Annotated in this window: 14 protein-coding genes; 6 read left to right on the top strand and 8 right to left on the bottom strand. The window is 65.1% G+C overall.

Annotated elements, in window-relative coordinates; genetic code table 11:
• Positions 1-15: 15 nt before the first annotated feature.
• The 5 genes from KI797_RS16145 to KI797_RS16125 all read left to right on the top strand — a co-directional run bounded on the left by KI797_RS16145 (position 16) and on the right by KI797_RS16125 (position 4,716).
• Complete coding sequence (locus KI797_RS16145) at positions 16-969, top strand: LysR family transcriptional regulator (protein WP_226170087.1); 954 nt, start codon at positions 16-18, stop codon at positions 967-969.
• 128 nt (positions 970-1,097) lie between these two features.
• Complete coding sequence (locus tag KI797_RS16140) at positions 1,098-1,709, top strand: LysE family translocator (RefSeq protein ID WP_226170084.1); 612 nt, start codon at positions 1,098-1,100, stop codon at positions 1,707-1,709.
• A gap of 212 nt (positions 1,710-1,921) precedes the next feature.
• Positions 1,922-3,769 carry a peptidase U32 family protein gene (locus KI797_RS16135; protein WP_226170081.1) on the top strand — a complete coding sequence of 616 codons (1,848 nt, stop codon included), beginning with the start codon at positions 1,922-1,924 and terminating at the stop codon, positions 3,767-3,769.
• Between the two features lie 205 nt (positions 3,770-3,974).
• Positions 3,975-4,415 carry an ASCH domain-containing protein gene (locus KI797_RS16130; protein ID WP_226170078.1) on the top strand — a complete coding sequence of 147 codons (441 nt, stop codon included), beginning with the start codon at positions 3,975-3,977 and terminating at the stop codon, positions 4,413-4,415.
• Positions 4,416-4,458: 43 nt separating this feature from the next.
• Positions 4,459-4,716 carry a DUF1272 domain-containing protein gene (locus KI797_RS16125; protein ID WP_171272476.1) on the top strand — a complete coding sequence of 86 codons (258 nt, stop codon included), beginning with the start codon at positions 4,459-4,461 and terminating at the stop codon, positions 4,714-4,716.
• A 189-nt stretch (positions 4,717-4,905) separates the two neighbouring features.
• On the opposite strand, the gene KI797_RS16120 is transcribed toward KI797_RS16125, so the two are convergent.
• The 7 genes from KI797_RS16120 to KI797_RS16090 all read right to left on the bottom strand — a co-directional run bounded on the left by KI797_RS16120 (position 4,906) and on the right by KI797_RS16090 (position 11,248).
• On the bottom strand, positions 4,906-5,280 hold the full coding sequence (locus tag KI797_RS16120) for a cupin domain-containing protein (RefSeq protein WP_041206310.1): 375 nt from the start codon (positions 5,278-5,280) through the stop codon (positions 4,906-4,908).
• A gap of 349 nt (positions 5,281-5,629) precedes the next feature.
• On the bottom strand, positions 5,630-6,106 hold the full coding sequence (locus tag KI797_RS16115) for a methylated-DNA--[protein]-cysteine S-methyltransferase (protein WP_218409689.1): 477 nt from the start codon (positions 6,104-6,106) through the stop codon (positions 5,630-5,632).
• Positions 6,103-7,623, bottom strand: a complete 1,521-nt coding sequence (locus tag KI797_RS16110) for an AlkA N-terminal domain-containing protein (RefSeq protein ID WP_226170075.1) — start codon at positions 7,621-7,623, stop codon at positions 6,103-6,105. Before KI797_RS16110 ends, KI797_RS16115 begins: the two co-directional genes overlap by 4 nt.
• Positions 7,624-7,774: 151 nt before the next feature.
• The gene (locus tag KI797_RS16105) at positions 7,775-9,253 is read right to left on the bottom strand and encodes a carboxypeptidase M32 (RefSeq protein ID WP_226170072.1); all 1,479 of its coding nucleotides are present in this window, start codon (positions 9,251-9,253) and stop codon (positions 7,775-7,777) included.
• Positions 9,254-9,359: 106 nt separating this feature from the next.
• Positions 9,360-9,941, bottom strand: coding sequence for a DNA endonuclease SmrA (smrA, locus tag KI797_RS16100; RefSeq protein WP_226170069.1), 582 nt, complete (start codon positions 9,939-9,941; stop codon positions 9,360-9,362).
• A gap of 108 nt (positions 9,942-10,049) precedes the next feature.
• Positions 10,050-10,199, bottom strand: a complete 150-nt coding sequence (locus KI797_RS16095) for a DUF3149 domain-containing protein (protein ID WP_081805766.1) — start codon at positions 10,197-10,199, stop codon at positions 10,050-10,052.
• 167 nt (positions 10,200-10,366) lie between these two features.
• A complete protein-coding gene (locus KI797_RS16090; RefSeq protein WP_226170067.1) occupies positions 10,367-11,248 on the bottom strand; it encodes a TraB/GumN family protein in 882 nt (293 codons plus the stop codon).
• 70 nt (positions 11,249-11,318) lie between these two features.
• On the opposite strand from KI797_RS16090, the gene KI797_RS16085 reads away from it, so the two are divergent.
• Positions 11,319-11,651 carry a DUF1904 family protein gene (locus tag KI797_RS16085; protein ID WP_226170064.1) on the top strand — a complete coding sequence of 111 codons (333 nt, stop codon included), beginning with the start codon at positions 11,319-11,321 and terminating at the stop codon, positions 11,649-11,651.
• 42 nt (positions 11,652-11,693) lie between these two features.
• On the opposite strand, the gene KI797_RS16080 is transcribed toward KI797_RS16085, so the two are convergent.
• Positions 11,694-12,524 carry an SDR family oxidoreductase gene (locus KI797_RS16080; RefSeq protein ID WP_226170062.1) on the bottom strand — a complete coding sequence of 277 codons (831 nt, stop codon included), beginning with the start codon at positions 12,522-12,524 and terminating at the stop codon, positions 11,694-11,696.
• Positions 12,525-12,588: the final 64 nt, after the last annotated feature.

Below are 12,588 nucleotides of genomic sequence, written 5' to 3'. Positions count from 1 at the left end.
CCCGAGGTGTTGTCAGTGCACAAAGCGAATCTCAACCTGTTGCCCACCCTCAAGGTGTTGCTGGAGACCCGCAACATCAGCCGGGCGGCTGAGCTGCTGCACCTGAGTCAGCCCTCCATCAGCAAGCAGCTCGGCCAGCTGCGCAGCGAGTTTGGTGACGAGCTGCTGGTGCGGGAGGGGCAGCGCTGGCTGCTGACGCCGCGGGCAGAGAGTCTGGCGGCGGCGCTGGCCGACTCGCTCGGTGCACTGGATCGGCTCTATGCGGCGCCGGAGTTTGCCCCCGAGCGCTGCGAGCGGGTGTTCCGGCTCGCCTCCTCCGACTACGTGGCCCAGCATATCCTGCCCGACATCTGCGCGGCGCTGGCCAGGGCGGCGCCCCGGGCGGCGCTGGAGTACAGCCTGTGGGACAAGCGCCAGCTGCCGCAGCTGTGGCAGTCCGAGCTGGATCTGGTCTCCACCATCACCGAGCTGGTGCCGGATCAGATCCGGGGGCTGCACCAGGGGGAGGACAGGCTGGTGATGCTGATGGGGCGCCACCATCCGCTCTCGGGCACGGCGCCCAGCCTGGATGACTACCTCGCCTGGCCCCATCTGCAGGTGAGCGGCGGCGGCGACAAGGACAGCCCGGTGGAGCAGGTGCTGGCGCCCCGGGGGCTCTCCCGCCGCTGGTTTGCCCGGGTGCCCTTCTTCCAGGCCGCGGTGGAGGTGCTGCTGCGTACCGACTGCCTGATGACCACCCCGGCCCACATCGCCTGGCAGCTCTCCCGGGAGCACGCCCTGAGTTTTTGTGATCTGCCCTTCGCCACCCGGGTGCAGCAGTATCATCTGCTATGGCACCAGCGCCACCACCTGGATCCGGCCCACCGCTGGTTTCGCGAGCTGGCCTACCCCTTCCTGCGGGATCATCTGCAGCGCACCCTGGGGGAGAGCCGCAAACAGCTGGGGCTGAAGGCAGACCCGCTCCGCTAGGGCAGTCGGTTATGCCAGCCTATAGCCGTTGGCTATGGACTCTATTCATAACTTTCACTTCTGGCATAGCTGGCCGCCTCCTACCCTGATCCCAGTTAGAGACATTCGACTAGAGAGAAGGAAAGGGTATGGAAATGACGAGTTGGCTGGCGCTCGCCGCCATTTGCGCGATGGGGGCCATCAGTCCGGGGCCCAGCCTGGCGCTGATCATCCGCAACACGGTACAGGGGGGGCAGGGCCACGGGGTGGCCACGGCGCTCGGCCACGGCCTGGGGGTGGGGATCTACGCCCTCATCACGGCGTTGGGTCTCTCGCTGCTGATCACCCAGACCCCGCTGCTGTTTGATCTGATCCGCTACGGCGGCGCCGCCTTCCTCGCCTGGCTCGGAGTCAAGGCGCTGCTGGCCAAGCCCGCCAGTGGCGACGCTGCCGACGAGACGGTGCACGGTGCCCGTGGTCGTCAGGGGGCATTCGAAGGCTTTATGGTGGCCTTCTTGAACCCCCAGCTTGCCATCTTCTTCATCGCCCTGTTCAGCCAGTTCGTGCACGCTGATACCGGCTGGCGCGAGGGGAGCATCATGATGCTGACCGCCGGCGGCATAGACGCGCTCTGGTACGTGCTGGTGGCCCTGGTGCTCTCCCGTGGTCCTGTGCTGGCCTGGCTCAAGGCCAAGTCTTTCGTGATCGACAAGGTCAGCGGCCTGGTGTTGCTGGGATTGGCGCTCAAGGTGGTGATCTAGACCCGCGTTGGGTGCCAGCGTAGTCGGCACCCTCTCTCTGCTCCCTTCTTCCCTGGCGGGAGAAGGGTTGGGGATGAGGGGGCAGCCATATGTGCTTTTCCGTGTACCAGGTCAATCCTGCATTCTGCGGTGATCTTAAGCGGGATCAAGGTGAAGGGCGCCCGGTCTCGCTAGAGTGACGGGCATTTCTCGTCCGCCTTCAGACCAGACCCATGCAGGATCACACCCAGACTAACCGCCTCGAGCTGCTGGCCCCGGCCAGGAACCTCGCCTATGGCATCGAAGCCATCAACCATGGCGCCGATGCCGTCTATATGGGCGGCCCCGCCTTCGGCGCCCGCAGCGCGGCGGGCAACTCCCTCGAAGATATCGAAGCGCTGGCCCGCCACGCCCACCGCTTCGGCGCCCAGGTGTTCGTCGCCTTCAACACCCTGCTGCATGACCACGAGCTGGAGCAGGCCCGGCGCCTGACCCACCAGATCTACGAAGCCGGGGCCGATGCGCTTATCGTGCAGGACATGGGGCTGCTGGCCCTGGATCTGCCCCCCATCGCGCTGCACGCCAGCACTCAGACCGACAACCGCACGCCGGAAAAGGTGAAGTTTCTGCAGGACGTGGGTTTCTCCCAGGTGGTGCTGGCCCGGGAATTGTCCCTAGAGCAGATCCGTGCCATCAGCGCCCAGACCCAGGTGCAGCTGGAATTCTTTATCCACGGCGCCCTGTGCGTCTCCTACAGCGGTCAGTGCAACATCAGCCACGCCCGCACCGGGCGCAGCGCGAACCGTGGTGAGTGTGCCCAGCTCTGCCGGCTGCCCTGCTCCCTGCAAACGCCAGGGGGGGAGGTGCTGGTGGAGAACAGTCACCTGCTCTCCTTGAAGGACATGGATCAGAGCGTGAACCTGGAGGCGCTGATCGCCGCGGGCATCCGTTCCTTCAAGATTGAGGGGCGCCTCAAGAGGCTGGACTACGTCAAAAACGTCACCGCCTGGTATCGCCAGAAGCTGGACTCCATCCTGGAGCGCCGCCCCGATCTGGTGGCCGCCTCCGCCGGTCGTTGCAGCTACGGCTTCACGCCGGATCCGAAGAAGAGCTTCAACCGGGGCAGCACCGACTACTTCCTCCATGGCCGAAAGCCGGACATCGACTCGCCGCGCAGCCCGAAATATCTGGGTGAGCCGCTCGGGCGCGTCAGCAGGGTGACCCGAGATGGCATCGAGATCGACGGCAAACCCGTGACCCTCAACAATGGCGACGGCCTCGGCTTCTTCAAGCCGGGGGGCGAGCTGGTGGGGATGCGCCTGAACAAGGTGGATGGCAAGCAGTTGCTGCTGTCGGGGCCCATACCCGGGCTCAAGGTCGGCGCCGAAATCTACCGCAACCACGATCAGGCCTTCAGCAAGCTTCTGGAAAAGGCCAGCGCCGCTCGCCGCATCCGGGTCGATATGCGGCTCTGTGAGTGCGATGAGGGATTGCGACTCGAACTTGTGGACGAGCAGGGCGTCGGCGCCGGCGTCACGCTTCCCTGCGACAAGCAGCCGGCCGACAACCCGGCGCGGGCGCTGCAACAGGCGCGCGACCAGCTCGGCAAACTCGGCAACACCCTGTTTGTGGCGCGCCAGATTGAGTTGGTGCTGACGAGGCCGCTGTTTATTGCCGCATCCATGCTCAACGGCCTGCGCCGGGACGGCATTGCCGCCCTGGAGGCGGCGCGTCTGGCCGCCTACCGGCGACCCGAGCGGCGCATCCCGTTGCGAGGCGCCATCTATCCCCAGCACCGGCTCTCCTACCTCGGCAACGTGCTGAACAGCGCGGCCGAGGACTTCTTTCGCGAGCACGGGGTGGGGCGCATCGCCCCCGCCTATGAGGCGAACCAGGAGCTGGGGGAGGTGGTGCTGATGACAACGAAGCACTGCATCCGCTACAGCCAGCACCTCTGCCCGAAGGAGGTGCCCGGCCTCAAGGCCGAGCCGCTGGAGCTCAAGATGGGCAAGGACAGCTTCCGCCTGCGCTTTGACTGCCATCGCTGCGAGATGCAGGTGATGGGCAGCCTAAAGGGGTGATGGCCTAGTCCTGGCCCCCTTTCTGGGGGATGCCCGGTGTCAGGCATCCATCACCAGAGTGGGCCATGACTTGGGGGAAGGAGTGTGCTCTTATCAGGGGGAACTGCGAAGAGGAGCTGTCATCTTTCTTCGTGAGAGGCTCGATGCCTTATTCGAGCCTCTATGTCTGTGTTATCACCCCAAGGAATGAGGTTTAGACGGATCTATGCTCGCACTCTCGATAGTCAGTCCACACGGTACAAATATCGCCTCAGGTAAAAAGACATTGGAAGTCCGTTCTTGGTGCCCCCCATCTTTGCCTGTTCGTGATCTATTGGTCGTTGAAAATTCAGTATTTTTATCTCTCGATATGTCTGTCGATCCTGATGGCAAAGTCGTTGCGATCGTCGACATTGAAGAGGTTCATGAATGGCAACCCGATGAAGTCGCCGCCGCCTGCTCGAGTGGCTGGGTGCCCGGCTACTGGGCTTGGCGTATTGCCAATGTTCGCCCCATTGTTGATGGCCCCGTTGTGCCCGCCCAGCGCAAGCTGTATGAGATTGACCCACAGAGCCTGACGCCGGGCATGAGCTATCAGGTGGCGGACAACGCCGAGCCCCATCGCTCTTACACCGAGCAGGGCGCCCGGCTCTTTATCGTCGACTGAGCCACCCTCTTTCCCGCTTCCCTTTATGTGTCAGGAACTTGCCATGCTTGAACTCAGACCGAACTGTGAATGCTGTGACCGGGATCTGCCCGCCGACACGGCGACGGCCTATATCTGCTCCTTCGAGTGCACTTTCTGCGCCGAGTGCAACGATCAGTATCTGCACCTGACCTGCCCCAACTGTGGCGGCGAGCTGGTCAGGCGCCCGCGCCGCCCGGCGGCCAAGCTGGTGAACAACCCCGCCTCCCTCAAGCGCGTCTTCAACCCGGCACTGAAAGCGGCCCTGAGCAAGGGACGCTAGGGCTGCCGGGCACACATGCGGGCAAGCCACCATTTGAATTCTTGCCTACGCCTCCAGTCGTCAGGGGGAAACGGTATGGCTGTGGAACCATGACGGGTGGACAAGACGAGGCTGCTGGGAGGTCTGTACCGGTGGGCGAGCGCCCACCGGTGGGTTCGGTCGCAACCCTGGCAGGTTGCCGACGACACACTATGGTTTGGCGAACTGATCGGCGCTGAGCACCTCGATGCCAACGAACGGCTGATCGCCCTCGACCCAGGCATCGTGCCCCGGTGGAATGGTGTAGGACTCCCCGGCGTTGATGGTCTTGAGGGTGCCATCTGCGAGACGGACCGTGAGCGACCCCGAGACGGCGTAACCCAGGTGCGAGAGCTGGCATTGCTCCGTTTTGACGACCGGTTTGATGCAGTCAGACCAGCGCCAGCCGGGGGCGAAGTTGAACCGCCCTATGGTGTAGCCATCGAGTTTGACGACCTCGACCCGGGTCTTGTCGGGGGTGCGCACCTCGTCTGGGGCGCCGTGGGACTTCACCTGGAATTCAGTGACGGTGACTGGAGTGGACATGTTTCCTCCTCGTTTCAAACGGATCGCGGCGATAGCCGCGATCGGATCGCCAGGAAACACGCCGTGATCTCGATAGTCAGCAAGCTGCCAACGCGCAGCGTCATCCCGGTATTCGAAGTATTCGCCCAAACTCCCGTCGGCGCCGTGCTTTGAGGCCAGTGACCGGCAAGTATTCAACCCGGGGGCGGCGTCCCGCTTTCACCTTCTCTCGGAGTCATCGGTATAACCGTTTTTTTTCAATCTCTTGTCTGGTTGGTGCCAGACGAGGTGTTGTCTGGCCGTGCAGGCTGGATGGGATGAATGGCCAGGGGCCGGACGGCCCCTGGTTGTGGAAACACAGAGCCGTGGGTCAGCGCGAAATCCCCTCGAGGTGCAGTAGCGCCTGCTTGATGGGCAGGCCGCCCGCATAGCCGGTCAGGCTGCCACTTTGGCCAATCACGCGATGGCAGGGCACTATGATGGAGAGCGGGTTGCGGCCGTTCGCGGCGCCCACCGCACGGCTCGCGCTCGGCTTGCCGATGGCGCGGGCGATGTCGCCGTAGCTGCGCGTCTCGCCATAGGGGATGTCGCACAGTGCCTGCCACACCGCCTGCTGAAACGCCGTGCCCCGCGCCGCGAGCGGCAGCGTGAAGCGCTGCAACCGGCCCGCGAAGTAGTCTCGAAACTCCGCGAGGAAGGGGGCGAGCGCCTCGCCGTCCTGCCGCCAGTCGCTCATGTCTGGCAGCGGCCGCAGCCCGGCCACGAAGTCCACGTGCACCAGACCGCGCTCATCGATGGCGACCAGCAGATCGCCGCAGCGGGTGGGCAACATATCGTAACGGATCATGGGGTTGTCTCCTTGGGTTCGTTGTCCGGGTTTGCCCGGGTCGGGTCTGTCAGCAGCGCGGGCTGCTCGCTCATGGCGTGCCACAGCCAGCTCGCGGCATAGGCGCGCCACGGTTGCCAGGGGGTGCTGCGCGCTTCCACCTCCTTTACCGGCAGCTTGGTGCCGCCCCCCAGCGCCTTTTGCAGCACGAGATCCGAGGCGGGGAAGGCGTCCGTGTCCAGCCCGCAGCGCAGCCGCCAGTACGCGACCGTCCAGGGCCCAATGCCCGGCAGCGCGAGCAGTTGCTCGTCGCTCGCGCTGCCAAGGGTGAGCGCGCCGCTCGCGAGCGCCGAGGCCAATCCCTGCAGCGTGCGGATGCGGCTGCCCGGCATGCCGATGCCGTCGAGATTGAGCTCGCACAACTGCGCCGGCGTGGGTAGCTGCGCCGTGCCGAACTGCGCCAGGGTGCGCGCCACCAGGCGCCCCATGATGGTGATGGCGCCCTTGACCGACACCTGCTGGCCGACGATGGCGCGCAGCATCACCTCGTACTCGTCCCAGCCCCCCGGCAGTCGCACCCCGGGCCAGCGCCCCTGTATCCGCGCCAGCAGCGGATCCTGCCCGAGTTGCTTGCCGATGCGCACCATGTCCGCATCGAGATCCCACATGCGGCGCACGCGATACAGGATGTCCGGTAGTGCACTCGGCGGCAGATCCTGCACCGTCAGCCTGAGCCTGTTCCCCTCAAGGGGCTCGATGCGGACGAGCCCCTCCTGCTCACCAACCCGGTGGCGTCGCTCATAACCGTGCTCATCCACCCGTTCCAGCCCCGGAATGGCGCGCAGCCGGTAGAACGCGAGCATGGCCTGCGCATCGAACGGCGGGCGATACATCAGTTGCAACTGCAGGCTTGCCTGCGGTGTCTGCGCTGGCGCACCGCCTTCCTGTTTGCGCAGGGCACCGGGCGTCAGTCCGTACGCCTGGTGCCAGGCATCGTTGAAGCGGCGAATGCTCGCAAAGCCCGACGCGAACGCGACGTCCGTGATGGGCAGCCGCGTCTCCGTCAGCAGCCGCTTCGCGAGCAACAGGCGGCGCGTCTGCTCCACCTGTTTTGGCGAGGCGCCGAGGTGTTGCTCGAACTGACGCCGCAGCGTGCGCTCAGTGATCCCGGCCTGCGCCGCGAGCGCGCCCAGGCTGTGCTCCGCGAGCTCACCGCGCTCGATGCGCGCCAGCACTTGGGCGACCAGCGGCGGCAGATCCCCGCTCTGGGACGGTGCGAGCTCCGGGCGACAGCGCAGGCAGGGGCGCAGCCCGTGCTGCTCCGCCGCCGCCGCGAAGCGAAAATAGCGCACGTTGTGCTCGTGCGGCGCCCGCGCAGGGCAGATGGGGCGGCAATAGATGCCGGTGGACAGCACGCCGGTGAAGAAGCGGCCGTCGAAACGCGCGTCTCGCGCTAGCCGGGCGGCATGGCACTGCTCGCGCGTGAGGCCGGGAATAACCTCGTCCCTGGGGGATTCATGTGAGGGCACTGTGGTCATGGCATGACTCGGATTTCTGTGGGCATGTCCCAGAGACTAAGCGGGGGCGAGAGGGGTGACTAGCCAAAAACGGACAGGGATAGCAAAAAAAGTCGGGCGCTCGGGGAGAGGATAACAGGGCGCAGCGCGAGGCTGCGCCCTGGGAAGGCGCTTACTTCAAATAGCGCTGCTCGAGGTGCTTGCGCAGCCACTGCGGATTCAGCGCCTCGCCGGTCGCGCGACGGATGAGCTCGTCCGTGCCGTGCAGGCTGCCCTGGGACCAGATGTGGCGGCCGAGCCAGCCAAAGATCTCCGGCAGGCGGCCCGCCGCGATGAGCTGCCCCATGTCGCCGAGTTCACGTTCCAGCGCGAAGCGCAGCTGCGCTGCGTACATGGCGCCGAGCGTGTAGCTCGGGAAGTAACCAAACGAGCCGTCCGTCCAGTGAATGTCCTGCATGCAGCCATTCTGGTAGTTGCCCTTCGTGGACAGCCCGAGCCACTGCTGCATCTTGCCGTCCCACAGCGCCGGTATGTCCGCGACCTCGATGCGCCCCTCGATGAGATCGCGCTCCAGCTCGTAGCGCAGTATGACGTGCGCCGGGTAGGTCACCTCGTCCGCATCGACGCGGATGAAACCGGGCTCGACCCTGTTGTACAGCCGCTCGAGGTTCGCCGGTGCGAGTGCGGCCTGCTCGCCGAAGTGCGCGCGGATGCGCGGCGCTAGCAGCGAAAGGAACGCGGGCGCATGGCCGAGCTGCATCTCGCAGAACAGGCTCTGGCTCTCGTGAATGCCCATGGATCGCGCCTCGGCGACCGGCTGACCAAGCAGATGGCGCGGCAGCCCCTGCTCGTAGCGTGCGTGGCCCGTCTCGTGGACTATGCCCATCAGGCTGGAGACGAATTCGTCCTCGTTGTAGCGCGTGGTGATGCGCACGTCCGTCGGCACACCGCCGCAGAACGGGTGGCTGCTCACGTCGAGCCGGCCGTGGGTAAAATCAAAGCCGAGCAGCCCCATCACCTCCTGACCGAGCGCCTGCTGCGTCGCGATGGGGAAGGGGCCTTGTGGGGTGAGGATGGCGTCGCTCTTCTGCCGCTCGCTCACGGTCTGGATGAGGCCGGGCAGCCAGCTCGTGAGATCGCCGAAGATCTGGTCCAGTCTCTCGCTCGTCATGCCGGGCTCGTACAGCGCCAGCATGGCGTCATAGGGGCGCACCCCGAGCGCCTCGGCGCGAAGCCGTGCCACTTCCCGCGACAGGCGCACCACCTCCTCGAGGTTAGGGGCAAAGCCTGCCCAGTCGTTCTCCTTGCGCTGGCGGCGCCAGGCGTGCTCGCACTTGCTGCCGGCCAAGGAGAGCGCCTCCACCAGCTCGCTTGGCAGCAGGCTCGCATCCTGCCAGTGGCGCTTGATCTCCGCGAGGTTGGCGCGCTGGATCGCGTCCAGCGGTTCGCTCTCGGCCTTGGCAATCCAGTCGCCGAGTTCGGGGGCGGTGCGCTTGCCGTGGATCAGCACGCCGAGCTCCGCCATCGCCTCGGCGCGGGCCTCGTTGCCGCCCTCCGGCATCATGGCGGCCTGATCCCAGCCGCAGATGGCGGACAGGTGGGAGAGGCGGTGCAGTTGTTGCTGATGTTGTTCGAGTTTCTGGTATGACATGGGATTGTCCTTGTTATCGTCCCTGATGGTATGCACCCCGTACCTGGCATGATCGGGGCAGCCCGATGCTAGCACTGTGCCGCGGGCGGGGGCCACCCTCAGGCGGTCAGCCGAGGCGCTTCTGGTGACGCTCGCGGTTCTCGGCCTTCTTGCGCTCGCTCTTTCGCAGCAGCACATAGAGGGCGCCGCTGCCGCCATGGCGACGCTCGGCACTGTGGATGGCCATCACCGCAGGCAGTTGCGGCAACCAGGCGCTGACATGGCTCTTGAGCAGGGCGCGCGGGGTGCTGCGCTCCCCCTTGCCGTGCAGGATCAGCAGGCAGCGGATATCCCGCACCTCGCACTCCGCAATGAACTGCACCAGGGCGATTCGCGCCTCCTTGATGGTCTTGTGGTGCAGGTCGAGGGAGCCTTGCAGCTCGTACTTGCCGAGCCGCAGCTTCTTGTAGACCCCCTCCTGCACGCCGTCGCGCTTGAAGCCGACGATGTCGTGGGGATCCAGCATGGGGACAGCCTCCATGCTGAGGTGATCCAGGGTGAGCTGTTCGGCGGTGGCGGCCTCCCGGCGCGCGAGTTGCGCCTCGGTCGGCAGGCTGTTGCCCGCGCTGGGGGCTATGTGGTCGCTGCGCAGCGGCCGCACGTCGGCCACTTCCTGCAGGAACAGTGAGAGTTCGTCGTTATGAGACACGGCAGGCTCCCCGCATGAGAATGAGGGAGGCATTATAGCGGGCCTGGCCTGTGCTTAGAATGGCGGGGCGCGGCGGGCTAAGAGGCCCGCACCTGGTGCCACACCCGGTTATTGACCCTCCTTCGGCGGCTCTGCGTGCATCACCTTGTAGATGAAATAGACCGCGTAGGCGCTGATCAGCAGGAAGGTGCCAATAATCACCAGCATGGACATCAGCCCCACGCTGTTGCCGAACATCAGGTTCATCCAGAATTCCATCTCGTCCACTCCTGTCATTGCGCGATGACAGGCATGATAAATACCTCTTTGGGAGTGAGGAGATGATCTCGATCAACTCCCTTTGTGGTTATTTAATCGGCAGCGAATTCTGTGAGCGGCCTCGCACCCGGCACCCTGCCCGGTGACAGGACGCCTGTCTGGCGGACTTAGTTTGCCGCTGCGGGTTCGGTGAGCGGCGTGATGCGCCAGCCTTGCTGCTCCAGCAGCGCGAGCAGGCCCTGCTCGCCGTAAAGGTGCAGCGCCCCTACCACGATAAAGCTCTCGTTTGGCAGGCCGGGCCACCGCTTGACCCAGTTGCGGTTGCGCTCCGCCAGCAGGGTCTGCTCCAGCCAGGCTTGCAGCTTGGGCGGTGCCATCTCCTCCTTGAGCAGGTTGATCAGGGTGGCCTGATCCCCGTCCTGCCACGCCTTCATGACCTCGGCGAACCCCTTCTCGAGGTCCGGCAACTCATCCAGGGTGCTCTCCAGCATCAGGGTCTGGTTGTCACCGACGCTCGCGAGATAGCCGAGCTGTTCCAGCAGGGTCTCCAATCCGATGATGGGTTTGCCGCCGTCGTTTGCCCGCTTGGCGAAGTGCTGATCCACCCCGAATTCACCGCGGTAACCGGTGCGCTCCAGCGCGGCCTGGGTCAGGGTGATGGCCGCGAACCAGGGACGCAGCGGCGCCAGCATGCTCTCGTTGAGGCCGTTCTGGCCGGCGGCGATCAGGGTGCGCCGGTAGAGATCGATGGGCAGGTGATCCTTGAGCGTCTTGCCATCCACCAGCCGGGTGATGGCCCCCATCTCCTGCCACTGCGCCTGGCTGATGTGGGTCATGTCGACTTCCATCACCAGGGCGTGGCTCTGCTGCCAGGCGCGCTCGACGGGATCCGGCAGGGGATAGAGGGAGGGTTTGCCCGCATGGATGGAACCCAGCAACCAGTGCTGATCGTTGCCCTTGCTGATGCGGTAGAAGGCCGGGTCGGCAAAGGCGTGCAGCGGTAGCAGCAGGCACAGCAGGAAGGGAAGCAGCGTGCGATGGAATCTCATGAGGCACCTTATGTGAGCGGGATGAGTGCTCTATGATAAGTCCTCATTTGTCACAGCCAAGAGGTTTCCCATGCCCCACCTTCGTTTTCGGGCAGTTTCTGTCGACACCCTGCAGCAGATAAGCACGCCCCTGCTGGCGGATCTCTGCGCCCTGACTGGCGGCAAGCCGGAGTTCGTCACCCTGGAGTGCGTTGCCAGCACCCAGGTGAGGGACGGTGCGATCGACGCCGGTTTTCCCTTCGTGGAGCTGGTCTGGTTCGAGCGCCCGCAGGAGGTGCAAGATGCCGCAGCCGCCCTCATCACCCGTCACCTCAAGGCGGTGTTGGGTGAGCAGATCTATGTGGTGGTGCAGGTGCTGCCCATCGTCAAGAGCGCCTACTACAGCAATGGCCAGCACTACTGAGTAGATGCACGTGTTCGGGCGGGGATCAATCCCCGCCGGGGATCAGGCCGACTTGCCGAGGATCCGGTCAAGCCAGCGGCTCGGCAACAGGCGACGCAATATGCTGAACAACCTGGTGGGCAGGGTGACCGGGTATCGATGCCTGGGGCGTTTGCTCTGGAGCGCGTGCAGCAGCGGCGGTATGCAGGCCTCGCTCGGCAGCGTGAAGCCGCTGGTAGAGCCCTCTTTCTCCAGCCGGGTCAGGGTCTGGCGATAGGCGCCCTGATGGCGGCTCTGGGCCGGATCGATGTGGCGTACGAAGGCGTCGCGGGCATTGGCGCGAAACCGGGTGTCGATGGGGCCGGGCTCGATCAGGCTGATGTGCACGCCACTGCCCTCGAGTTCGAGGCGCAAGGTGTCGGTGTAGCCTTCCAGCGCGAACTTGCTGGCGTTATAGGCGCCGCGATACTTCATGGCCACCAGGCCAAGCACCGAGCTGTTCTGCACTATCCGCCCCTCACCTGCGGCCAGCATGGCCGGCAGCACCTGACGAATGAGATGGTGCCAGCCAAACAGGTTGGTGTTGAACTGCGCCTTGAGCGCCTCCGTGGGCAAGTCTTCCAGCGCGCCGGGCTGGCCGTAGGCACCGTTGTTGAACAGCCCGAACAGGCGCCCCCCGGTCAGGGCCAGCGCCTCTGCCGCCCCCCGCTCTATGCTGGCGGTGTCCGCCAGATCCAGCTGCACCGCCAGCAGACCCTGCTGCTGCAACTGGGCGACATCCTCGGCCTTGCGGGCGGAAGCGATCACGGTGAAGCCGTGGGCGCCGAGCGCATTGGCGGCGGCGAGGCCGATGCCGCTGGAGCAGCCTGTGATAAGCACGAAGGGGTGGGGCATGAAGATCATCCTGATTGGCGGCCAGCACAGGGCCGAAGTGGGCATGGTAGCCCGAGTGCCACCA

The organism is Aeromonas media (assembly GCF_020423125.1).
GTDB classification, from domain to species: Bacteria; Pseudomonadota; Gammaproteobacteria; order Enterobacterales; family Aeromonadaceae; genus Aeromonas; species Aeromonas media.
This window is presented reverse-complemented; position numbering and strand designations above follow the sequence as displayed.